The 24,085-nt window shown below is 71.7% G+C and carries 16 protein-coding genes; 10 read left to right on the forward strand and 6 right to left on the reverse strand.

The annotated features are described in order from the left end of the window. The first annotated feature begins 453 nt into the window (after positions 1–453). Positions 454–1,353, forward strand: a complete 900-nt coding sequence (locus WMF24_RS39630) for a fibro-slime domain-containing protein (protein ID WP_437732650.1) — start codon at positions 454–456, stop codon at positions 1,351–1,353. 73 nt (positions 1,354–1,426) lie between these two features. Here the strand turns inward: WMF24_RS39630 and WMF24_RS39635 are convergent, their stop codons facing one another. Both WMF24_RS39635 and WMF24_RS39640 read right to left on the reverse strand, forming a co-directional pair. After that, entirely contained in the window at positions 1,427–1,663 is a 237-nt protein-coding gene (locus WMF24_RS39635; RefSeq protein ID WP_437732651.1) for a hypothetical protein, read from the reverse strand. 68 nt (positions 1,664–1,731) lie between these two features. After that, on the reverse strand, positions 1,732–2,064 hold the full coding sequence (locus WMF24_RS39640) for a hypothetical protein (protein ID WP_437732652.1): 333 nt from the start codon (positions 2,062–2,064) through the stop codon (positions 1,732–1,734). A 216-nt stretch (positions 2,065–2,280) separates the two neighbouring features. Between WMF24_RS39640 and WMF24_RS39645 the strand changes: the two genes are divergently transcribed. Next, positions 2,281–3,414 carry a PAS domain-containing protein gene (locus WMF24_RS39645; RefSeq protein ID WP_437732653.1) on the forward strand — a complete coding sequence of 378 codons (1,134 nt, stop codon included), beginning with the start codon at positions 2,281–2,283 and terminating at the stop codon, positions 3,412–3,414. Positions 3,415–3,466: 52 nt separating this feature from the next. Here WMF24_RS39645 and WMF24_RS39650 read toward each other — a convergent pair whose 3' ends face one another. Both WMF24_RS39650 and WMF24_RS39655 read right to left on the reverse strand, forming a co-directional pair. Next, positions 3,467–4,012, reverse strand: a complete 546-nt coding sequence (locus tag WMF24_RS39650) for a nuclear transport factor 2 family protein (protein ID WP_437732654.1) — start codon at positions 4,010–4,012, stop codon at positions 3,467–3,469. A 126-nt stretch (positions 4,013–4,138) separates the two neighbouring features. Next, positions 4,139–5,614, reverse strand: a complete 1,476-nt coding sequence (locus WMF24_RS39655; protein WP_437732655.1) for an alpha/beta fold hydrolase — start codon at positions 5,612–5,614, stop codon at positions 4,139–4,141. 126 nt (positions 5,615–5,740) lie between these two features. On the opposite strand from WMF24_RS39655, the gene WMF24_RS39660 reads away from it, so the two are divergent. The 3 genes from WMF24_RS39660 to WMF24_RS39670 all read left to right on the forward strand — a co-directional run bounded on the left by WMF24_RS39660 (position 5,741) and on the right by WMF24_RS39670 (position 9,700). Then, positions 5,741–6,643, forward strand: a complete 903-nt coding sequence (locus WMF24_RS39660) for a helix-turn-helix transcriptional regulator (RefSeq protein WP_437732656.1) — start codon at positions 5,741–5,743, stop codon at positions 6,641–6,643. Positions 6,644–6,928: 285 nt separating this feature from the next. Further along, the gene (locus WMF24_RS39665; protein WP_437732657.1) at positions 6,929–8,053 is read left to right on the forward strand and encodes a S8 family serine peptidase; all 1,125 of its coding nucleotides are present in this window, start codon (positions 6,929–6,931) and stop codon (positions 8,051–8,053) included. Between the two features lie 72 nt (positions 8,054–8,125). Beyond that, the gene (locus WMF24_RS39670) at positions 8,126–9,700 is read left to right on the forward strand and encodes an ATP-binding protein (protein ID WP_437732658.1); all 1,575 of its coding nucleotides are present in this window, start codon (positions 8,126–8,128) and stop codon (positions 9,698–9,700) included. Between the two features lie 49 nt (positions 9,701–9,749). Here WMF24_RS39670 and WMF24_RS39675 read toward each other — a convergent pair whose 3' ends face one another. Further along, the gene (locus WMF24_RS39675) at positions 9,750–11,705 is read right to left on the reverse strand and encodes a hypothetical protein (protein WP_437732659.1); all 1,956 of its coding nucleotides are present in this window, start codon (positions 11,703–11,705) and stop codon (positions 9,750–9,752) included. Positions 11,706–12,238: 533 nt separating this feature from the next. Between WMF24_RS39675 and WMF24_RS39680 the strand changes: the two genes are divergently transcribed. Then, positions 12,239–12,613, forward strand: a complete 375-nt coding sequence (locus WMF24_RS39680; RefSeq protein WP_437732660.1) for an RNA recognition motif domain-containing protein — start codon at positions 12,239–12,241, stop codon at positions 12,611–12,613. 219 nt (positions 12,614–12,832) lie between these two features. On the opposite strand, the gene eno is transcribed toward WMF24_RS39680, so the two are convergent. Then, on the reverse strand, positions 12,833–14,131 hold the full coding sequence (gene eno / locus WMF24_RS39685; protein ID WP_437732661.1) for a phosphopyruvate hydratase: 1,299 nt from the start codon (positions 14,129–14,131) through the stop codon (positions 12,833–12,835). 306 nt (positions 14,132–14,437) lie between these two features. Here eno and WMF24_RS39690 point away from each other — a divergent pair, with 306 nt between their 5' ends. From WMF24_RS39690 to WMF24_RS39705, 4 genes are all read left to right on the forward strand, one after another. Then, positions 14,438–15,079, forward strand: coding sequence for a DotU family type IV/VI secretion system protein (locus WMF24_RS39690; protein WP_437732662.1), 642 nt, complete (start codon positions 14,438–14,440; stop codon positions 15,077–15,079). Further along, positions 15,076–16,170 (forward strand): type VI secretion system protein, encoded by a 1,095-nt coding sequence (locus WMF24_RS39695; protein WP_437732663.1) that lies wholly within the window; start codon positions 15,076–15,078, stop codon positions 16,168–16,170. Before WMF24_RS39690 ends, WMF24_RS39695 begins: the two co-directional genes overlap by 4 nt. A gap of 90 nt (positions 16,171–16,260) precedes the next feature. Continuing rightward, complete coding sequence (locus WMF24_RS39700) at positions 16,261–17,016, forward strand: Hsp20/alpha crystallin family protein (RefSeq protein ID WP_437732664.1); 756 nt, start codon at positions 16,261–16,263, stop codon at positions 17,014–17,016. 208 nt (positions 17,017–17,224) lie between these two features. Then, positions 17,225–23,905 (forward strand): RHS repeat-associated core domain-containing protein, encoded by a 6,681-nt coding sequence (locus WMF24_RS39705; protein ID WP_437732665.1) that lies wholly within the window; start codon positions 17,225–17,227, stop codon positions 23,903–23,905. The last annotated feature ends 180 nt before the right edge of the window (positions 23,906–24,085 follow it).

Below are 24,085 nucleotides of genomic sequence, written 5' to 3' on the forward strand. Positions count from 1 at the left end.
CCCGCGGGCGCACCTGTCGGAGAAGGTCGCTCCCGGCGCCGGGCACAGCCGTCGGCGGCGCGCGGTCGAGCCCGGCCCGCGCGCCATCGAGGCGCAGCTCGCGCCGCGGTGAAGGCGACGAGCGCGCTCATCGACCGGCGGCCCGCTCGACGGTACCCCCGGCGCCGCGCGGGTTCGACGCCGGCCGTCACCGCGCGCGGGTTCGACGCCGGCCGTCACCGGGACGGGCCCGTGAAACGTATGGGATCAAACAATCCGGCACCCGGGGCCACCGGCCTCGGGTCCCGCGCCCGGGAGCATCGATGGTAGAAAATGCCAGTTTCAGCAGACCGAATAGCCTGCTTGGCGCGCACAATTCCGCTGATGACGCATTACGTCAACACGCCGGAATGGCGTCCACATGCTACTTTGGCGCCGGGGCTTGGGACGACATTCTTAAGGGTGAGGTCGGTGATGAAGGCGATGAAGACGGCGGCGGGTTGCGTGGCGGCGCTTGCGCTCGTGGGCGCGCTGAGCGGGTGCGGTGCGGAGGGGAATCAGATCAGCGGCGGGAGCTCGTCGTCCGAAAGCACCGGTGGGCCTGGCGGCGCCGGGGGGCCGGGGGGGCCCGGCGGGACCGGGGGCGACGACGACAGCTTCGGCTCGGTCAACCCCACCACGGCGGGCGGCACCGGCGGCGGGACGCCTGGAGACAACGGGCAGCAGAACGGGGAGTCGTGCGACGGCAGGTTCACCGGCCGGGTGCGCGATTTCAAGGAAGAGCACCCCGACATGGAGCCGCAGGACGTCGGCAAGTGCTCGAACTGCGATGACCACGAGATCGTCGCCGACACCCTCGGACAGGACCTGAAGCCCGTCTATGCCGGCGGGCCCGAAGGCACCACGACGACGACAGGGAAAGAGAACTTCGACACGTGGTTCCGCGACATCGAGGGCGTGAACATGCCGATGAACATCACGCTCCAGTTCGAGGACCCCGACGGCGACGGCGTGTGGACGTACAACGACCAGCTCTTCTTCCCCATCGACAATGAGCTCTTCGGCAACGAGGGGCGGGAGCACAACTACCACTTCACCTTCGAGATGCACATGGGCTTCGAGTACAAGGGCGGCGAGCAGTTCACGTTCGCCGGCGACGACGACGTCTTCACGTTCATCAACGGGAAGAAGGTCGTCGACCTCGGGGGCATCCACGCCGAGCAGACGACGGTCGTCAACCTCGACGAGCTCGGGCTCGAGATCGGGAAGACCTACCAGCTCGACTTCTTCTTCGCCGAGCGCCACGTGACCGATTCCCACTTCCGGATCGACACCTCGATCGAGTTCATCAACTGCGGCGTCGAGGTCAGGTGACGCCCGGCGGGCGACGCCGCGGGCGAGCGGGCGCGCCCGGATCGCCCCGCCGACGCGCCCGCCCCCGTCGGCCTCACTCCGCGCAGGCGAAGGTCTGCGGGCAGGACGTCAACGCCTCGCAGTCGTCGCCGCACTCCTCGTGACAGCTCACGCACGCGGCGTAGCTCTGCTCGGTGGAGCACATCGGCACCAGGTCGCGTAGCCGATCGCAGCGCTGCTGCGACTCCTCCGTCGAGAGCCCCCCGCAGCCGGCCGCGAGGGCGACAAGCGAGAGGAGCGCCGTGCCAGGTCCCAGTCGTCGAGCCATCATCGCCTCCTTCGAGCCGCCCCAGCGTATCCGAAGCGCCGCGGTGAGGCCCGGCTTTCCGCGCGGCGCGCTCAGCCGTCCGCCGGGCGCGCGGGCGCGGCGAGCCCGTACGTCCCCGCGCCGCTCACCTGGATCCACGCGCGCATCACCTGGATGGGGCGCCCCGCCCGGGCCACGGCGGCGGCCGCCTCGCCGAGCTCGCGCGCGCACGCGGCGTGCAGGTCGTCGGTCGTCTCGTGGTCCTGCGCGGAGCGGCGGATCCAGACAGCGGTGGACGGCATCGCCGCGCCCTCGTGCCTGTCCTGCCAGCGCCTGCCGACGAGGTGCGCCCGGAGGAGCTTCCTCGCGTCCGGGGGCGTGTCCGGGTGGAGCTCGTAGACCATCGTCGCGATGAATGACCTCATGCGCGGAGCCTGGCGGAGCCGCGTGGGCCCGTCCAGGAGGCATGTCCAGGAGGCATGACGCTCGCCCGGCGCGCGCCGGCGGGCGCGTCGGCGCGCGTCGGCGGGCCGCGCGCCTTGTTGCATCCGCGCGTCGGCGGGCCGCGCGCCTTGTTGCATCCGCGCGTTGTCGCGCCTATGCGGTGGCGGCCAGCGGCTCCGTCGCGCAAGGGAGTCTCGATGACGCTCGATGAACGCCTCGCCGCGCTCGCTTCCTCCGGCCTCGCCACGATGGTCCTCGACCCGGACCACATGCGCTTTCGATGGGCCAACGCCGCCGCGGTGAGGCTCTGGAACGCCGCGAGCCTCGAGGAGCTCTTCTCGCGCGATCTCTCGGACATGTCGCAGGCAACCCGGACGCGACTCGCGGGCTACATGGCTCGGTTTCGACAGGGCCACACGGCCGAGGACACGTGGACCGTCTACCCGGGCGGGAAGCCGGTGGCGCTCAAGGCGTTCTTCTCGGGCATCGAGCTCGACGATGGACGCCAGGGTATCCTCGTGCACGCCCTGTCCGACGCCGGGGCGTCGGAGGCGGCGCGCTCCCGGAGCGTCGAGGCGCTGCGCCATTCCTCGGTGATGGTGACCCTGCTCGACGCGGAGGGGGGCGTGCTGCTCCACAACCCGGCGGCGCTTCGCGCCTTCGGCGAGGGCGCGCCGTTCGAGGAGCGGTTCGTCGATCGGGCGCTCGCGCGGGAGCTCCTGGCGGCGGTCTCGGAGGGTCAGGTGATCTCGCGGGAGGCGCGGGTGCTGACGCGCGAGGGCGAGCGGTGGCACGTGGTGGAGGCGCGTCCGGTGCCGGATCCGGCGACCGGCGACACCGCCACGCTGGTCCAGCACACCGACCAGACCGAGCTGCGGGCGGCCGAGGAGACGGCCGAGGCGCGGGCCAGGCTCGTCGCGGAGCTCGCGGGGGCGCTCGACCTCGTCGAGGAGCAGAAGCAGGAGATCCTGGCGCTCTCGGCGCCGATCCTGGAGGTGGCGACGGGCACGCTGGCGCTGCCGATGATCGGCGCGCTCGACGGGGGGCGGAGCGCCGAGATCGGCGAGCGGCTCCTCCGCGCCATCGTGGAGCGGCGATCGCGCTGCGTGATCCTCGACCTGACCGGGGTCGCGACGGCCGACGCGGCGGTCGCGGAGCACATCACGCAGCTCGTCCGCTCGATCCGCTTGCTGGGCGCGAGGCCGATCGTCACCGGCGTCCGAGCGGAGCTCGCGCAGGCCTTCGTGGAGGCCGGAGCCGACCTGTCGGGGGTCGACCTGCTGCGGAGCCTCCGCGAGGGGATCCGGGCGTCGGAGCGGCGGAAGGGGTAGCTCCGCGGGGTCGGGGGGTTGCCGCTTCCAGGAGAGCGAGGTCGGCGCTCGGTCACCGCCCCACGTTGAAGCTCGCCCCGAGCGCGTCGCCGAACGCGCGCTGGAGGACGATGGGATCGAAGTACTCGTGATATTCGGCGATCCGGCCGTCCTGGACCACGAACAGACCTGCGTAGGTGTTGTCGTAGGAGCCGCCGGATCTCAGGCGGATCTCGCCGCGGTAGGTCACGAAGAAGCGAGTCGGGTCGACCATGTCGTGGACGGCGAGGTCGGGAAACCGCATGCTGGCGAAGTTGTCGGGCATGCTCCGGTACTGGTTGAAGATGGCGGCGCGGCCCTCGAGCCGCTTCGGAAAGCCCTCCGGGGAGAAGGGCATGATCTGCCTGCCCCCCTCGGCGAAGAGCTCGACGAAGCCGCGGATATCGAACGCCTCCAGCCTGGTGAAGAAGGCGCGGACGACGGCGCGGTGCCTCTCCCGCACCTCCGATGAGCTCGAGCTGGACATGGCTTCCTCCGGGGGCCTGGGCTGCGGAGAGGCGCAGCCGAGGGGCAAGGCGATGAAGAGAAACAGCGCTGTGAAATCGAGCACACGTCGCATGGCTTCCTCCGTGGTGCCAGCCGACGTGACGGCGGCGACACCGCGACGCCGTCCCGCTGGACGGGCGTGATGCGAGAAGGGGTGTTCGGCGGCGGGCCGCGCTTTCCCGGCCCGCTGGCCGCCGGCTCAGCGCGGGGAGAGCGTCGCGCGCAGGTGCGCGGCGGCTTCCTGGCTCGCGCGGTCGACCGTCGCGGGGTCGTCATAGAAATCGAACTGCGTGCCAGGCATCCACACCACGCGGGGAGCGACCGGCATCGCGGCCGCAAAGCGCTTTGCCCCGTCCGGGATGGCGCCCTCCTCGGAATGGACGATGAGCGTCGGAGCGCGCAGGCGAGGCGCGCTCGCGAGCGCGTCGAACTCCAGCCATCCGGGCCACGACATCACGGCGAAGCGATTCCCCCACTGCGGGATCCCGCCGCGGCGCACGTCGAGGTAGTAGTCGAATGGGCCGAACATCGCCGCGCTCGCGTCGGTCGCGCTCACGGCGGGAACATAGGCGACCTCGCCCGTCGACGCGAAGCGCGCGCGGGCCTCCCTGCCCTTGCGCACCCGATCGGCGACGCCCTCCGGCCCACTGTAGACGGAGGCGGCGAGCGCTGCGTCGTGGAGCCACGGGGCGACCATCACCACGCTCCGCACGCGCGCGTCGTCCGCCGCCGCCGCCGCGATGTAGCCGCTGCTGGCGCAGATGCCGACGAGCCCGAGGCGCCCGGCGTCCACGGCGGGGTGCGCGGACAGAAACGCCACCGCGGCGCGGATGTCCTCTATCTTTCGCGCGGGCGATTCCTCGTGACGAGGCGCCCCCTCGCTCTCGCCGAAGCCGCGGAAATCGAACGTGAGCGCCGCGAAGCCGGCGGACGCGAGGCGTTGCGCGTACAGCGACGGCATCTGCTCCTTCACCGTCGTCCACGACCCGAGCACCGCCACCGCCGGCAACCGATCGCCTTCCCGCGCGCTCGCCGGCAGGCGCACGAGCCCCACGAGATCCGCGCCCTGGCTCGGGAAGCGCACGTGCTCGACGCGGTATCCGGACGCGGGCGGGGCGGCGAGGCCGGCCCGCTCGCGGGCGCGCTCGAGGAGCGCGGCGTTCCCGGTCGACTCGCCGGGGATCATGCGCATGCGGGTCACCTTCCACCCGGAAGGCGTGCGCGCGAGCTCGTGCTCGTAGCGGCCGCCGAGGGTCCAGAGCTCGCCGCCCGCCGCGCCGGCGAGGTGGTGAGCCGCCTGGAAGCGCGAGCGCACCCGCGCGAGGTCGGGCTCGACGAAGCTCACCTGCTCGTCGCGGATCACGTGCTGCGTGCCGTCGAACGCCGACAGGAGCGGTCGCCACCGGGAGACGATCTCCTCGGGCGTGAGCAGCTCGGGGGCGCCGTAATCGAGCACGACGCGCCCGGCGAACGCCGAGCGCACCGCGTCCCACTGGCGGAGATCGGCGCCCCTGGCGACGTTGTGGATGGTCTCGAGGATGGCGGCGCGGTCTCTCGTCGCGTTCTGCATGACGGTCTCCTGGGCGCCGGGCTGGACGGCGCTCGTCGGACTCGCACAGGCGGTGAGCGCCATGGCGGCTGCGGCGATGGCGGCGTGGGCTCCGGCGTGGCTCATGTGGGCTCCTTGTCGTGGGTGAGGGTGCCCGCGCGCGGCGCCCCGCGCTTGAACGAAGCCCGCGCGCGCCGTTGAAGGATCCTGCGCCGTTCGCCCCGGGCCGCCGGGGCGGGTAAAGTCGGGCGGGTGAGAGGTCGCAGCGCGGTCCCGTTCGTCGCCTCGAGCTCGTCCGAGCCGGTCGATGCGCTCGCGTCGGCGCGCATCCTCGTCTCCAGCGCGGACCTGGGGTGGCCGGGGGTGCACGTCGAGGTCGGGTACAATCCGTCGTGGGACGTGCGCGATCTCGCCGTGCGCGCGCACTACCTCGCGCTGAACACGGACCCTCACGCGCTGACGTTCGAGGCGCGCGTCGACGGGCGCCCCCGCGAGATCACCCTCGCGCCAGGGCAGCTCTGGTTCTGCCCGGCGGGCGATTCGTTCACGCACCGCGTGCGGGCGCCCTCGGGCTTCGCCATCGTCACGCTCGAGCCCGAGAAGGTGCTGCGCGCGCTCGGGGAAGACGAGGCGCGCGAGCTCCGGCGGGCGTACGCGGTCGATTGCCCCCAGCTGGAGCACCTCGTCCGCGCGCTGGCCGCGGAGGCCGAGCGCGGCGGCCCGTGCGGGGCGACGTTCGTGGACGCGCTCGCCACGGCCCTGGCTGTCCAGGTGGTCGGGACGTTCGGCGTGAAGGCGGCGCCAGCGAGCGCGGCGCGCGGCGGGGGGCTGTCGCGGGGCGCTCTCCAGCGCGTGCTCGCGCTCGTCGACGCGGAGCTCGGCGAGGGGCTCACGGTCGAGCGGATGGCCGGCGTCGCGGGCCTGAGCGCGGCGCACTTCGCGCGCGCGTTCCGCCGATCCCTCGGCGTCGCCCCGCACCAGTACGTGCTGCGGCGGCGCCTCGAGCGCGCGCGGCAGGCGCTCGAGGCGCGGGACGCCGACATCCTCAACGTCGCGCGCCGGCTGGGCTTCTCGGACCAGGCCCCCCTGACGCGGCTCTTCAAGCGCGAGTTCGGGGTGACCCCGGGACATTACATGCGCGATCGCGCCAGGTGACCGCGACGAGGTTCCCGGTCCGAGCAGCCCTGTGCCGGGCGCCGGCCACTCGACATCTCGGGCGGCACGTTTCGGTCGGGGAGCGCGGGTTGCGCGGGCCCCGCGCTCGGTATCGCTGTCGTCTCGGTACCGCTGTCGTCTCTGTACCGCTGTAGCTCAGATCGCTGCCCGGCGCTGCGCCTCGGCGCGCTCGGCCGGCGCACGTCGCGTCCGGCTCGTCTCCGCGCCGCTCCTCGGCGCGCGCGGGGACCTCGGTCGGCGGGCCCGTGCGGTAGCATCGCGCCGATGTCTCCGAGCCACCTCGATCCCCGCCGCATCCTGCCCATCGCGGACCGGCTGCACGCGGACCCCGGCTACGCCGGCCGGGGCGTCACCATCGCCTTCCTCGACTCCGGCTTCTACGCGCACCCGGACCTCGTCACGCCCCGGAGCCGCATCCTCGCCTACCACGACCTCTTCGCCCCCGAGGCGGGCCTCGCGGCGCTGGAGAGCCCCGACGTGTCGTCGTGGCACGGGATGATGACCTCCGTCGTCGCCGCGGGGAACGGCGCGCTCTCGGACGGGCGCTTCCGCGGCCTCGCCTGGGAGGCGGACGTCGTGCTGGTCAAGGTCGGCTCCGCGCACCGCATCGTGCACGACGACATTCGCCGGGGGATCGCGTGGGTGATCGCGCACCGCGAGGAGTACGGGATCCGCGTGCTCAACATCTCGTGCGGGGGCGATTACGAGGAGTCGTACCTGACCGGCAGCCTCTCGCGCGCGGCCGACGACGCGAGCCGGCACGGCATCGTCGTCGTCGCGGCGGCGGGCAACGCCGGGCACGATGCGGCGCACAACGTCCTCCCGCCGGCCAGCGCGCCGAGCGTGATCGCGGTCGGCGGGCTCGACGACGGCGGCGCCGGGGAGCAGACGTGGAACTACCACTCGTCGTACGGGCTCACCGTCGACGGGCTGCAGAAGCCGGAGCTCATCGCGCCGGCCATCTGGCTGGCCGCGCCCATCCTGCCCGGGACGCCGACCGCGGCGCAGGCGCAGCTCCTGTCGCTGCTCGACGGCGCGCGGGACGAGGAGCTGCCGGGGCTGCTCGTCGAGCACGCGGGCGTCGATCCGGACCTCGACGCCGTCGCCGGGCGCGAGCCGTACCTCGTGCGCCAGCTCGCGGCGGCCAAGCTGCGCGACCAGAAGGTGATCTCCGGCCACTACAAGCACGTGGACGGGACGAGCTTCGCCGCGCCGATCGTGAGCAGCGTGGCGGCGCAGATGCTGGAGGCGAACCCGCGCCTCACGCCCCAGCAGTGCCGGCGCATCCTGATGAAGACGGCGCGCGGGCTGCCCGGCATCGCGCTCGAGCGGCAGGGCTGGGGCGTCGTGCAGCCCCGCGCCGCCGTGGCCGCGGCGCGCGCCGCCTGAGACGGAACCGGCCGCCGCTCCCCCGGCGCGGCGGCTTGCGGGCGGACGCGCGGCTGGACCATGCTCCGGCGCATGAAGCGTCGCTTCAACACGGCCGGCCCCTGTCGCCCGGATTGGCACTACATGATTCCGGCGGAGCGGCGGCTGCCAGAGGCGCCTTCTCTCGTGGAGCAGCGGGGGTATTTCGTGGTGCACGCCCCCCGCCAGACCGGGAAAACGACGGCGCTGCGCTCGCTCGCGGCGCGGCTGACCGCATCGGGCGCGTACGCCGCGCTGCTCTTCTCCTGCGAGGCGGGCGAGGCGGCCGGCGACGACTACGGGGCCGCCGAGCAGCTCGTCCTCGCCGACATGGCGCGCAAGGCGGAGAGCGCGCTGCCGCCGGAGCTGAGGCCACCGGAGCCGCCGCCATCCCCGCCGGGGAGCGTGCTCGGCGGCCTGCTCGCCGCCTGGGCGCGCAGCTGCCCGAGGCCGCTCGTCCTGATGTTCGACGAGATCGACTCCCTGCGCGGACAGAGCCTGATCAGCGTGCTCCGGCAGCTCCGCTCCGGCTACGCCGAGCGGCCGCACGCCTTCCCCTCCTCGGTCATCCTGTGCGGGCTGCGCGACGTCCGCGAGTACAAGGCCGCGAGCGGCGGCGACCCGGACCGGCTGGGCACCGCGAGCCCGTTCAACATCAAGCTGGAGTCCGTTCGCGTCGGCGACTTCACGCGCGAGGAGCTCGCCGAGCTCTATGCCCAGCACACGGAGGACACGGGGCAGGTCTTCACGGCAGAGAGCGTGTCCCGGGCCTGGGAGGCGACGACCGGACAACCCTGGCTCGTCAACGCGCTCGGCCGGGAGATCGTCGAGAAGATGGCCGTGCCGGCGGAGGAGCCGATCGAGGGAAAGCACGTGGAGATCGCCACCGAGCGGCTGATCCTGGCGCGCGCCACGCACCTCGACTCGCTGGCCCACAGGCTCGTCGAGCCGCGCGTGCGGCGGGTGATCGAGCCCGTGCTCGCCGGCACCTACGAGGGCGGGGGCGACAGCTACGCGGACGATCTGTCGTATGCCCGGGATCTCGGCCTCATCGCGCCGGACAAGCCGCTGCGGATCGCCAACCCCATCTACCAGGAGGTCGTCGCGCGGGTCCTCGGCGCCGCTGTCGAGGCCCGCATCCCGGCCGAGCCCTCGCGCTTCCTCCTGCCCGACGGCCGCCTGGCCTGGAGACGGCTGCTTCGCGCGTTCGCGGCGTTCTGGAGCGAGCACGGCGAGATCCTGTCCGCCGGCGTCCCCTACCCCGAGGTCGCGCCGCAGCTCGTGCTGATGGCCTTCCTGCAGCGCATCGTCAACGGCGGGGGGACCATCGACCGCGAGTACGGCGTGGGGCGCGGCCGGATCGACCTCCTCGTGCGCTTTCCTTACCGCAAGGCGGACGGCACCCGCGCGATCCAGCGGCGGGCCATGGAGCTCAAGGTGTGGCGCCGCGGGGAGCGCGACCCGCTCGGCCGCGGGCTCTCCCAGCTCGACGAGTACCTCAAGCGCCTGCGCCTCCGGCGCGGCACGCTCGTGATCTTCGATGCGCGCGACGGGCTCGCCGCGCGCCGTCCGCGCTTCGAGCAGGCCAGGACCCCTTCCGGGCGCGACGTGACCGTCCTGCGCGCCTGAAGACGCCCGGCGCCGCGGGCGCCGGGGCAGGCTCGGCCCCGCCCGGCCGTCACTGCGGCACGGGCAGCGCCTTCTCGGCCCACTGCGGGATGTGGTTGCCGGTGGGATCGGCCATGTCGTCGTTCTGCTGGGGCATCCACACCGGCGCGAAGCTCGGATCGCCGTCGATCGCCCCGCCCGGCGCGAGCGTCACCGCCGCGAACCAGAGCTGCGGCTTCGACGTGCCGTCGTTCGACCCGGGCAGGCGCAGGCCATAGGGGCGCCGCGACGAGAACGCGACCCAGTAGATGTTCTTTCCGCGGTACGTGGCGTGGCTCGGCCCGAAGCGCGGCCACGAGTTCGCCCACGTGTCGTCGCCGTTCGCCCGCGCGAGATCGACGGGCTCGCCCCCCTCGACGGGGACGATCCGCAGGCGCGCGGAGTTGTCGTCGTAGGAATCGCACGGGTCGTTGCCAGAGGCCCCGTTGCCGGGCGGACCGTCGCAGCGCGACGTGTTGAACACGACCCACGCGCCGTCGTCGGAGATGGCAGGGTAATAATGGCTCCTGTCCTGCTCGCGCGGCACAAGGGCCCTTGGCGCCTCGAACCCGCCCGCCCCGTCGGAAGCCGCGATCAGGATCTGCGCGCCGCGCACCGTGTCGCCGTAGAGCTCCGGGCCCGCGCCGTTCTCGCCCGGCTGCCACGCGACGAAGGCGAGGTGCTCGCCGTCCGGCGACCAGAACGGCTGCGTCAGCCGCTCGGGCTGGTCGCTGAACAGGTCGCCGAGCGACTCGAGCGTCTCGTCGGCCCGGCGGAGCGTGAGCGCACCGCGGAAGGCGTTGACCATCAGCTCGCCGTCCGGGGAGAAGGCGCTCATCGTCGCGAACCCGCCGGGATCCGTGTTGCGCAGCGCGATGATCTCCGCCGTCGCGACGTCCACGAGCGCGAACGAGGACGGGCCGCTGCCGCCGAAGGTCAGCGCCATCTTGTCGCCGGCCAGCGCGAGGGCGTGGCAGCCCATGCACGGCATCTCCTGCCCGTTCGGCAGCGGCGGCGACTGCTCGTTCTCCCAGAACAGCGCGGGCGGGCTCGCCGCGTCGTCGAGGTCGTACCGGTAGATGGACCCCGCCTGGAGCGTCGTCCCGTCCGTGCGCCAGTAGTACAGGCCGCCGGAGAGCGACGCGCCCGCCCAGCGGACGTCGATCGCCGCGCTCTCGCCGAGCTCGCTGCCGTCCTCGGCGGCGAGGCGCACGCGCGTCTCCATCGCCTCGCCCTCGCTCGCGCGCACCAGCATCGGGACGAGATCCGCGGGCAGCGCCATCGCGCACCCGTCGGTGTCCGGGATGGGGTCGCAGGCGCCGACGAGCCGCAAGTCGATGAAATCGCCCGAGATTTCGACACGGCCGACGCGCTGCCCGGCGCTCCCGCGGCGCACCTGGAGCTCGACCGAGCCGATGTTCGAGGGGAAGAGCGCGCCGTCCAGCGGGTAGGCGATCGCGGGGGCGCTCGCCGGCGCGGGCGCGCCGCCGAGCGCCTCGCCCGCGCCGGGGGGAGCGCCGGGCAGCGCGACCTCGCCGGCGAGCCTCACGGTGACCTCGGCGCTCGCCGCGACGGAGCCGTCCGCGGCGGTCACCCGGACCAGGCCGGGCGAGGAGGTCGTCAGCTGACCGGCGTCCACGTGGGCGAAGAGGTCGTTGGCGCTCCAGGTCACCCGATCGGTGACGTCGCGCTCGGCGCCGTCCTGGAAGCGGCCGATCGCGCTGAGCTCCACCGCCGCGCGCTCGCCGTACGCGAGATCGACCGAGGCGGCGGCCGGCTCGACCCGCAGCGAGACGAGCCCCTCCACCGCGCCGCTGCTGGAGGAGCCGCCGCCGCCCTGCGCGCCGCCCGGAGGCTCGCCCGGGCCGCCGCCGGACGACGAGCACGCCGCCCCGGCCGCCGCGATCGCCATCGAGAAGGCGAGGAGGAGCGCCCCCCGGTGCGCCTTGCGCGAGCCTGCCCTCGCGGAGAACACGCGTGATCTCATGGTCTGACCTCCAGTCCGAGCACCGGACAGGCAGGCTACCAGAAGAGGCGATCGAGGACAGTCGGCCAGGCTTCCGCCCGCGGACGACGTGCTCACGCGATCTCGCTCGAGCCGAGCCCAGCAGCGCGCGAGAGGACACGGCACTCGGTTCGTCCGGTGTTGCGTCCGTGTTGCATAAAACCGCTCATTCCGGTGCGGGCGCTGCGGGGGCGCCGGCGTCACGGGGCGGCGCGAGGCGTGCGCCGGGGGCGACGAGCGCGCGCCGGAGGGCGGCGAGCGCGAACAATCACCAGGCAGACGCGGCCATCCAGGGGGAATACCTTGCGTAGTCCGCCGCCGGCCGGTAGCTTCCGGAGCGCCTCAAGGCTCGTTCGTCCTCGACCTCTGATCCGGCCGCCTGCTGCAACGTGGTTGCCTCTTCCGAACGTGGGGTGACGGCCGGTCGTCGGGGAGCGGTTTCGCGTACGGCCCGCGGCACGATCCGGGCCGGTCGCGAGGGATGCGGGGATCGTGCAACGGGATCGGCGGCAGACATGAGCAAGCGGCTTTATGTGGGGAACCTGGCGTTCCATTCGACGGAAGACACCCTTCGCAACGCGTTCGAGCAGGCGGGTGTCGAGGTTCTGTCGATTCAGTTGATGACGGATCGGATGACCGGGCAGTCTCGCGGGTTCGGCTTCGTCGAGGTGAGCGATGCCCAGGCGCAGGCGGCCATCAACGCGCTGCACGGCAAGGACCTCGACGGCCGCACCCTGACCGTCAATGAGGCGCGCGAGCGCACCGGCGGTCCCGGCGGCGGTGGCGGCGGCGGCGGTGGCTTCCGTGGCGGCGGCGGCGGCGGTGGTGGCCGCGGCGGTGGCGGCGGCCGTGGTGGCCGTGGGGGTGGCGGCGGCCGCGACCGCTGGTAAGCGCAGCGAGGCTGGGCCCGCGGCGCGATCCGCGCCGCGGGGGCCTCGCCACGTCGTTCACATCGACCCACATCGACGGCGCCGCGGCGTCGTTCACGTCGACGGCGCCACGGTGTCGTTCACGTCGACGGCGCCGCTGCGTCGTTCACGTCGACCGCAGCGACATCGACGACATCGACCGAGCGCTGGCCGCGCCCACGCGGCCAGCGCCGGGCGACCTCACTGGGCGGCGCGCTGCGAGCCCGGGCGGCGGAACGGCTTGCGGCCGGCGAAGATCTGGCCGTCGCCGAGCGCGTACGAGATCCGGAGCAGCTGGTTGTACTTCGCGACGCGGTCCGAGCGGGACGCCGAGCCGGTCTTGATCTGCCCCGCGTTCGTCGCGACGGCGAGGTCGGCGATGAACGTGTCCTCGGTCTCGCCCGAGCGGTGCGAGATGATCGACCGGTAGCCGCCCTCGGCCGCCTGGCGGATGCACTCGAGGGTCTCGGTCACGGTGCCAATCTGGTTCAGCTTGATGAGGATCGCGTTGGCGAGGCCGTCCTCGATGCCCTTGGCGAGCCGCGCGGGGCTCGTGACGAAGAGGTCGTCGCCGACGAGCTGGACCTTCTTGCCGAGCCGCTCGGTGAGCAGGCGCCAGCCCTTCTCGTCGTTCTCGGCGACGCCGTCCTCGATCGACACGATCGGGAACGCCTTGCTGAGCTCCTCGTAGATCGAGACGATCTCCTCGCGGGTCTTCTGCTGCTTGTCGAAGGTGTACCGCTCGGTCTTCGCGTCGTAGAACTCGCTGAGCGCCGAGTCGAGCGCGACGCCGACGTCCTCGCCGGGGCGGTGGCCGGCGGCCTCGATGGCGCGCACGACGTACTCGAGCGCCGCCCGGTTCGACGGCAGGCGCGGGGCGAAGCCGCCCTCGTCGCCGACGGCGGTGACCATGCCGTCCTTCTTGAGCAGCCCCTTCAGGGTGTGGAAGATCTCGGCGCCCGTGCGCAGCGCCTCGGCGAACGACTCGGCGCCGTAGGGGACGATCATGAACTCCTGGATCTCGAGGCCGTTGTCGGCGTGCACGCCGCCGTTCAGGATGTTCATGAGCGGCGTCGGCAGGACGCGCGCGGCGGCGCCGCCGAGGTAGCGCCAGAGCGGCAGGTCGACCGTGTCGGCGGCGGCGCGCGCGGCGGCCATCGAGACGGCGAGGATCGCGTTGGCGCCGAGCTTCGACTTGTTCGCGGACCCGTCGGCCTTGATGAGGACCTGGTCGAGCTCGGCCTGATCGAGCGCATCCATCCCGAGCACGGCCGGGCCGAGGACGGTCTCGATGTTCTTCACCGCGGTGAGCACGCCCTTGCCGAGGTAGCGCTTCTTGTCGCCGTCCCTGAGTTCGACGGCCTCGTGCTCGCCGGTCGACGCGCCGCTCGGCACGGCCGCGCGGCCGGTGCCGCTCAGCGTGGTGACCTCGCATTCGACGGTGGGGTTGCCGCGCGAATCGATGACTTCGCGCGCGATGACGCTCTGGATCTCCGACATGACCTCTCCTCAAGGGGGCCGCGTTCGCGCGTCCCCGGGTGTGCTCGAGCGGGGCTCGAGAAGCGGGCGGAGCATAGGCACGGCCCTCCCCGGATGTCGACGCTCCGGTGCACCGGCGGAGCTCGCCGGCGCAGGGCGCCTCCCCTGCCTGCCGCGCGCGTGCGGCCGATGACGCGGACGCGCGCCGGCGATGACACCCGGCCGTCGCGCGCCGGGGCGGCCGCGCGTCGCCGGCGCGCGTCGTACGGAGCTCGCGCGCGGGTCGACTCGACGGTCGGTGCGCGCCTGGCGTAAGCTCGCGGCCGCGTGGAAACCTCCATCGGCGTCTTCGGTGAGGAGATGCTCCTCTGGCTCTGCATGCTCCGCCAGTCCCCGCGGCGGCCGCCGGCCGATCACGTGCTGCGGCAGGCGAACCTGCTCCTCGAGGAGCTCAAGGGGTCCAGGCTCGCGCGGGAGATGCCGAACGCCTCGGTCGACGACGGCATGTTCGCGATCGCCGCGTTCGCGGACGAGGTCGCGATGTCGCTGCCCGATTTGCGGCCGGTCTGGGCCCAGCGCCCGCTCCAGGCCGCGCGGTGGATGACGAACAACGCGGGCGTCGAGTTCTTCGAGCGGCTGGAGCGCGTGCGGAAGGGCCCGCTCCCCGTGATGGCGACCTACGCCTGCGTGCTCGGGCTCGGCTTCCGCGGCCGCTACGGGCTGCCGGGGCAGAACATCGACGACCTCCTGCGGATCCGGCGCGATCTCTCGCTGAAGCTCGGTGTGGACCCGGACCGGGACTGGACGGGCGGGGTGCTCCGGCCGGTGCGCGTCGAGGGGGTCGCGGTCCAGCACGTCCCCAAGGTGCCGCTGTGGAGGTCCGCGCTCGTCGGGCGGGCGCTGGCGGCGCTCGTGGCGACCCTCGGCGCGGCGGCGATGGCGTGGACCATCGCCCAAAGGGTCGGATGAGCGGCTCCTTCGTCTACGAGCTGGCGAGCGTCCACGCGCTCGTCGAGCAGGCGAACCCGGGCAGCCCGGAGGGCATCTACGCCGTCCCCTGCTACCTCGTGCTCGGCGAGCCCGGCTCGGGGCGCTCGACGGTGATCCGCTCGATGAACCTCACGTGGCCCCCGAGCGCCGGCCCGCTCGCGATCGGCGTGCCCGGGGCGCGGTGCTCGTACTGGCTTGCCAGGGAGGCGCTCTTCATCGAGCCCGAGGCGACGGTCGTCGGCCCGCGGCGGCAGCCGCCCGAGCTCGCGCAGCTCTGCGAGGAGCTGCGCACCTCGCGCAAGCGCGAGCCGATCGACGGCATCCTCGTCGTCCTGAGCATCGCCGACTTCATCGAGCTCGACGAGCAGGGGCTCGACGCGTACGCGAACCGCATGCGCGCGTACCTCGTCGAGGTGGGCCGCGCGCTGCGCGCGGACGTGCCCGCGTACGTCGTGCTGTCGCGCTACGACACGCTCTGGGGGTTCGCCGAGGTGTTCCAGTGGACCGCGGAGCGCGGGCGCGAGGAGCCCTGGGGCTTCGCGCTCCCGCTCGAGACGAGCCCTGAGAAGACGGCGCCGCGGATCCTCCAGGAGCTCGAGGGGCTGAACGCGCGGCTGGAGTCGTACTGCCTTGCGCGGGTGAGCTCGGAGGATCCGCCCGAGGCGAGGACGCGGGCGTTCCAGCACCTGGCCGAGGTGCGGGCGCTGATGGCGCGGCTGCGGCAGCTCTTCGGGGTGATCGCGATGGAGAACGCGTTCGAGCGCGCGCCGTGGATCCGCGCCGTCGCGATCGGCAGCGCGCTGCCGGGCATGGGCGACCGGCTCCGCGCGGGGGTGACGCGGTTCATCAACATGGGGCTGGCGCAGCCGCAGAGCGTGGCTGTCGCGCCGCGGCCGGGCGGGCTGCCGATCCACCAGACGATGCGGGCTGTCGTGCTGCCGGAGCGCGACATCGTGCCGTTAAGGCCGCGGTGGCGGGACGATCGGTTCACGCTGATCGGCTTCGTCGTCGGGCTGCTGCTGCTCGTCGGGGCGGGGATCACCGAGCTCATCCTGCGTTTCGCTGTGTGACGTCGCAGAGGGCCTGAGCCCGTCTCGCGCCGTTCACGCTCGCGGCGCGGCACCGCGTTTGCATCGAAACGTGGTTGAAAGGAGGTTCCCATGGCGGAACAGCAGCGTCAGCAGACGGGTCAAGATGTGTCCGTTGGCAAGTCGCAGCAGGGCAGGTCCGGCAGCCAGGCGATGGGTCAGCCCTCCTCTCAGGGCGCCGGCGGGCAGTCCACGGGAATGCAGCGCCAGCAGGGCGGCGCGCAGCTCGGGCGGTATGGAGGAGCGGGCGGCTTCATCAGCCCGCTCTCGATGATGCGCCGGATGATGGAGGACATGGATCGCATGTTCGACGACTTCGGCTTTGGCGGGGTGCTCTCGCCGTTCCGGCAGTCTCGTCCGATGGCCGAGCAGGGCGGCGGGCGGGGCCTCTCGGCGTTCGGCGCCAATCTCTGGTCGCCGCACATCGAGGTGGGCGAGCGCAATGGCGAGCTCGTCGTGAAGGCCGATCTCCCCGGCGTGACGAAGGACGACATCCGGGTGCAGATCCAGGACGATTCGCTGATCATCGAGGGCGAGCGCCGGCAGGAGCAGCAGGAGCAGCGCGAGGGCGTGAGCTACACCGAGCGCAGCTATGGATCGTTCCTGCGATCCATCCCGCTGCCCGAGGGCGTGCAGGCCGACGACGTGAACGCCAGCTTCGAGAACGGCGTGCTCGAGGTCTGCATGAAGCTGCCGCAACAGCAGCAGCGCGGCCGCACGATCGAGGTCAAGACCGGCGGCGGGTCCGCGGCGCAGATGGCGGGCGGCCAGGGCACGAGCGCGGGCGGCGGCCAGGCGACGCCCGGCAAGACGAATCGGCCCAGCTGATTGGCTTCAGTCATTCACAGCCGGGGGCGGCGGCGTGCCGCCCCCGGGCGGCTTGACACAACGCAATGCCTGCTGCGCGTCCGTGCCGGCCGGGCACAGATGCCCCAACGAATGCCTTGAGCTCATCATCGGCAGAGGGTATCGCCTCCAGAACAGCGGTTGACTCGGGCCGCCGCGCCATGGCCTCCTCGAGACGAGGGAGGCTGCGATGGCGATCGTTCCTCGATGTGTGCCCCGGGCGCTCATCCCGCTCTTGATGTTCCTCGCTTGCGGGCTCGCTCAAGGGGGATGTCAGTGCGTCTTCGGCGACCCGCCCCTGGAGCCGTCTCATGGCCTCATCGCCTGCCGGCCCCAGGGCGCGCACGGCCCTGCGACGCCCCGCCCCGCGCCGGAAGTCGAGACCGTCGCCGCCGGCACCATTCCGGGGACGTTCTCCATCTCGAGCACCGGGGAAGCCGTGTACACGATGGACTTGACCACCGTGCCCTCCCGCGCGGGCATGGGACCTCGGCTCCAGCTCGTCTACCGCAGCGATGCGGGCGACGGCGTGCTCGGCGCCGGCTTCTCCATCGCAGGGCTCTCCGCGATCACGCGGTGTCCGAGCACGCTCGCGCAGGACGGGGAGATCCGCGCCGTGCGGTACGACGGCGAGGACAAGCTCTGCCTCGATGGCCAGCGCCTCGTTCCCGTGGGCCAGGCGCCCGGGATCATCGAATACCGGACGTTCCCTGATACCTTCGTCAAGATGGTCGGGCACTACCCTCCGGAAGCGGCTGCGCCCGCCGAGGCGCTCTACTTCGAGGCGCACCTACCCGACGGCCGCGTCGTCGAGTACGGGCGCACCGAGGGCAGCAAGCCGCTGGCGCGGGGCGGCGCCGCGCGCGCGTGGCTCGCGAACAAGGTCCGCGACGGGCGCGGCAACGCCGTGACGTACGCGTATTGCGTCGCTGAGACGGAGGACGGCCATGCCGCCGAGTACGCGGTGGACGAGATCCGCTACACGGGCTTCGAGGGCACGCCGTCGCTCGCTCCTTCGCGGGCGGTGCGCTTCCTGTACGGGACGAAGGATCCGGCCGCCATTCGTACCGGCTATTCGGGCGGCATGGCGCTCCAGCGCTCGCTTCGCCTGGACGAGATCCAGATGCTCGGCCCGGGCGATACCCTGGTCCGGCGCTACGGGTTCGGCTACGAGCTCAGCCCGGCGACGCACCGCACGCTCCTGACGCAGGTCGAGGAGTGTGCGAGCGACGGGGTGTGCAAGCCCGCCACGCGGTTTCGCTACAACCGCGCCACGCCCGGGTTCAAGCGGATCACGACGGGCATCGACGAGCCGGTCTCCGAGAGGGCGAGCCCGATGGTGTTCGACGTCGACGGCGATGGGCGCGACGACCTCGTGATTCCGGACATGGCCGCGGCGCTCAGCACACCGACGAACCCGATCACCGCGTGGTGGGTGGCGCGAAACCTCGGGCCCCGCGCCCCGCCGGGCTTTCTCGCACCGGCGGAGCTCGCCTTCCTCGAAGATTGGCCCACCGTCGCCGATCCGATCGGGCCGTCCGATCCGGCCCTTCTTCAGCCCGAACTCGGGACGGTCCTGGACTACGACGACGATGGGCGGATGGATGTCCTGCTCCACGACGTCTATGGTGCCGAGGTCACATGGCATGTGATCCTGTCCCGGCCCGACTGGACCTTTGCGCTCCATGACACGGGCATCCGCAGGCCCTTTCCGCTGAAGAGCACGCCTGCGCCGCCCAGCTTGAGCAGCCCCGGCGCGTCGATGCACCTCGCCGACCTGGACGGCGATGGCGTGCCGGATCTGATCCAGTGCGAGGATCACGACCGCGCGGGGCACGCTCCGCTCCCGCTCTCTGCGGCGTGGACCGTCCATCTCTGGCGGCCTGCGCGTGGCGCGACGCCCGCGGGATTCGACCCGACGGGCGAATCGATCGATCTGCTCATCGGCTATCCCTGCGATACAGAATTCCACACGCTCGATCTCGACGCCGACAGCAAGATCGATCTCATCGTGCCGTCCTTGAGGCGGTTCGGTGACGGGACGGTCCTCACCGGAGCCAGCTACGACGCGATCATGCGCCGGGGCGATGGGCGCTGGGAGGTGCTCGACACCGAACTCCCTGTCGTGGGCCCCGGGGGCCGGGTCGTCTTTCTCGACGCGAACGGCGACGGCTTGCCCGATGCCGTCGAATCCGGATCCGGCCACGACCAGCTCACAACCTACTTCAATACGGGGCCGACCTTTGTGGCCTCACCGTTCCGTACCGTCGACGCGTTCAGCTTCGGCGATCTGCTGGGTTTCCCGGATCAGGACGCGTTCTTCCGGCTCGCCGTTCCGCTCGACTTCAATGGCGACGGGCGGCAGGATCTTCTCATGGCCGTCCCGCCGGGCATGCTGCCGGGCGGCTCCGATGCGCTGCCGTCGTGGGCCGTCCTGCTGGCCACCGGCGATCGCGATGGGCCCCCGTTCACGCTCGTCGACCCGCAGGTGCCGTTCGAGGCCAGCCTCGGCGATGCGGTCACGCTCGCCGATCCACGGGGGCCGCGCACCGGCGACGTCAACGGTGACGGGGCCCAGGACGTGGTCATGACGCTCGGCGGCGCGTTCACCCTCTTCGAGAGCCTCGCGGCCGATCAGGATCTGCTGGTCGCGATCTCCGACGGCATGAACGCCCACGAGCCGTCCGAGCCGGGCTTCGTGCCCAACGTGAGCATCACGTACGGGCACCTGACGGACGCGTCGGTCGCGGCGGAGGAGGGCGGCAGCGCGGACGACCCGGCGCGGGAGAGCCCGCTCTACCTCGCGCGCTCCGGCGCGGCGAACGACTGCGCTTATCCGCGCCGCTGCGTCGTGGGGCCTCGGCGAGTGGTCAGCGCGTACGCGCTCAACAACGGCGCGGATCGACCGCGGCGCCTCGAGGTCAGCTACCGCGACGGGCGCTACCACCGGCTGGGCAGAGGGTTTCTCGGGTTCGGGGAGCGGATTGTCACCGATCTGGACACGGGCGCCGCGGCGCTCGAGGTCTACGACAACGTCACGTACGACGACGAGCTCCAGGTCTTTCCCTTCGCAGGGCGCGTCGCGCGGACGTGGCGCTGGGCGCCAGGGTTGCCGACCCAGCCCAGGCCGGAGCAGATCGAGCTCGCGCTCCTCGACGTGCAGCGGACGCTCGTCCCCACGAACGACGGCGCGACGTACTTCACGCTGCCGACCGAGCGCCGTCTGAGGCGAGCGCAAGGGATCTATCCGCCCCCGAGCGGCCAGCCGCCCGCGATCGAGACGTACGTGCGGCAGGTCGAGGCCGGAGGCGGCGGCGCGACGCTGCTGCAGGACTCGGTGTCGAAGGTGACGGACTTCGACGCGTTCGGCAACGTGCGCGCCGAGGAGGTCGCGACGGGCGGCGTCGATCTCACCTTCAACGTCACGCGGACATTCAAGAACGACACCGAGCGCTGGGTCCTCGGCCAGCTCGAGACGAAGAAGGAGTGTAGCGCGGCGGCGGGTAGTTCCCAGTGCCGGATCCTCACGCGGACCACGACGATCTACGGCGAGGTCGACACCGAATCCACGGAGAGCGACGACGGCCTGCCCGACACGAAGCTGAAGCTGACCGCCACGCGCGACGACTTCGGCAACATCACAGCCATCACGGCGGAGGACGCCTTCGACCACCGGCGGACATCCAGCACGGAGCTCGACGACGAGGGAATGTTCCCCGAGAGGTACGTGAACGCGGCCGGGCATACGACGATCGTGGCGTACGACGACGCGCTGGGCGTGCTCCTCAAGCGGGTCGACCCGAATCAGCGCGTCACGGCGTGGCTGTATGACGGCTTCGGCCGCCTCGGCGTCGAGAGGCGTCCGGACGGCACCACGACGGCGATCGCGCTCTCGCGCACCAAGGACGGCGGCCCGAACCAGGACGCCTGGCGCGTGATGGAGCGGAGCACCACGACCGGCGGCGCCGACGATACCGTCGAATTCGACAGCCTCGGTCGCCCGATCCGGTGGTGGTGGTACGGGCCGGAGCCGGCGCAGGGCTCGGGCGAGACGAAGCGCATCCTGCAAGAGATCGGGTACGACGCGCTGGGCGAGCGCATCGCGCGGCGCTCGGTGCCGGTCAGCGAAGATACGCCCGAGCGCGAGAGGCTGTACGAGCGCTACGAGCACGACGCCGTGGGCCGCGAGGTGCGCCACACGACGCCGTGGAACGCGGTCACGACGACCGAGTACGATGGCCTGCTCGTGCGCGTCACCAACGCGCTCGACCACGTGACCGTGACCGAGCAGGATCCGCTGGGGCGGACGAAAGCCATCACCGATGCAGCCGACGGGATCACCCGTTACAGCTACGGCCCGTTCGGCCTGCTGCACACGGTCACCGATCCCGGCGGCGCGGTGACGCGCATGACGCGCGACGGGTTCGGTCGCGTCCGGCAGCTCGACGACCCCGATCGGGGCACGACGCGCTCGGTCCATGACGGCTTCGGCGAGCTGATCTCGTCGACCGATGCGCTCGGGCGCGAGACCGCGTGGGAGTACGACGCGCTTGGGCGGCCCGACACGCGCGTGGACCGGCTCGGCGCCGAGCGTCGGACGACGAAGTGGACCTGGGACACCGCGGCGCACGGGATTGGCGAGCTCCACGCGCTCGCGAGCCCCGAAGGTGAGAAGACGTACGGGTACACCCGCCTCGGCCAGCTCGAGACGATCACGCTTCGCCTCGACGGCGAGGGCGCTCCCCTGGAAGCCAGGCTGGGCTACGACGATCTCGGCCGTATCGACACGGTCACGTATCCGACGCCGGCCGGTGCGGCGTCGTTCGTCGTCGCCCACGACCACGACGCGCACGGCCACGTGCTCGCGGTGCGCGACAGCCGGACGAAGGCTACGTATTGGCGCTTGACCGACGTGGACGACGCGGGGCGCTTTCGAGAGGAGGTGTTCGGCAACGGCGCGGTCACGACACGGGGCTACCACGCCGACAAGCAGCGCCTTCGGAACGTCGTGACGCAGAGCGGGGCGGCCGAGGTACAAGACCTGGACTACGGGTACGATGACCTCCTGAACCTCACACGCCGCACCGATGCGCTCCAGCCCCGGAACACGACGGAGCGCTTTCGGTATGACGCGCTCCAGCGGCTGACGTGCGCGTACTTCAGCGGGGTCGAGAGCGCCGCGGCGCCCTGCGCGCTCCGCTACGACCACGCGCCGAACGGCAATCTCACCTTCAAGTCGGACGTCGGAACGCTGTCCTACGACGATCCATTGCACCCGCACGCGGTGACCGGCGCGGGCACGGGGAGCTTCGCCTACGACGCCGTGGGCAACCAGATCGCGCGCCCCGACGGCACGACCGTGCGCTACACGCCGTTCGACCTGCCAGAGCGCATCACGCAGGGCGCGAGCACCGTCACGTTCGCCTACGACGGCGACCAGCGGCGGATCCGCAAGACGACACCCGAAAAGGAGACGCTCTACTTCGGCGACCTGGTCGAGCGGGTCACCGATGCGGCATCGGGGGCCGTGGAGCATCGGTATTACATCCACTCGCCCGAGCGGGTCGTGGCGATCGTCACCCGGGGAGGCGCGAACGACGGCACGCGGTACATGCATGTCGACCACCTCGGCTCGGTCGACGCGCTCACCGACGAAAACGGCGACGTGATCGAACGGCGGAGCTACGATCCGTTCGGGCAGCGCAGGAACCCCGCGTGGGGAGAGCCCGTGCCGGCGTCGTTCACCAGCAAGACGACGCACGGGTTCACCGGGCACGAGAGCGACGACGAGCTCGGGCTCGTGAACATGAAGGGCAGGATCTACGATCCGAGGATCGGGCGGTTCTTGACCACGGACCCGATCATCTCCCTCCCGTTCTTCGGCCAGAGCTGGAATCCATACAGCTACGTACTCAACAACCCGCTCGCGTTCGTCGACCCAGGCGGCTTGCAGGAAGCGCTCCCGAGGGACGGGGCTCACGCACCGCTGCCGGCTGGCGCGGAGTTCACTTCGGACGAGCTCGGGTTACCGCCGATCGAGATCGAGCTGGTCCTTCCGGTCCCGAAGCACGGGGCGCGCTCCGGTGCCGATACGAACACCATGGCTGCCGAGACGGGCGGCGCCACGCCGCCGGTCGACGTGAGCACGACCGGGAGCGCGTCCGGGTATGTGCCGCAGCCGGTGACCACGGCGCCGATCGACTGGTCGCACAACCCCTACGTCCAGGTGGAGGGAGGGTTCATCGCCGGGCTGTTGCTCGGGGCGGTTCCTTTCGCCGGCCTCGGGCATGGGCTGCTGGACGCCGCGGGCGTGCTGGCCCATGGGACGCCGGAAGCCAGGATGGGGCTGGCCATCGGGCAGATCGTGGGTGGGCTGGCCCTGACGATCGGCGGCTTGACGGGGGAGGTCTTCGGGGGCATCACGAGCGCCACCGGAATCGGCGCCGCGATCGGTGCGCCTGCGATCGTTGTGTCGACCGGGCTCGTCGTCGGTGGGATCGGGAACATCGCGGCGGGGATCCAGGGGCTCTCGCAGGCGCTGATGTCGCAAGGATCTGGCGGTACGGGCTCGCAGGGCGCAGCGCTCGCCGCGCGGGGTGGCGCGCCCGGAAGCCGACCTGCACAGCCATTTACGAAGGCCGGAAAGGACGAGATATGGAAACAGAACGCGGCAGTGCATAGGGGGGTCAACAAGTGCGACAACTGTGGCGCCGACGTTGTCAAACCTCAGAAGCACACGAAATCCGTAACTCCGCCCAACAATGAAGGGCATGTTGATCACGTGACCTCCCGGTCAAAGGGAGGCTCCGGCACCATTGATAATGGACAACTTCTATGCCGCAACTGCAACCTGGAGAAGGGATCCAAGTGAATCACCTAGGCTTCGAAGAGGATCCGTGCCTCGGCGTTATCACAACGGCGGCAGTCCTAACGGGGGCCCCAGTTCTCATGATATCCCATGACGCGGACGACGGCGGATGGCAATTCTTATGTGGAACAACCAACGACCCAGGCGATGGCCGGATCGTTCATCTGAAGGAGATCGTCGCTA

Source organism: Sorangium sp. So ce1335, assembly GCF_051521615.1.
GTDB lineage: Bacteria > Myxococcota_A > Polyangia > Polyangiales > Polyangiaceae > Sorangium.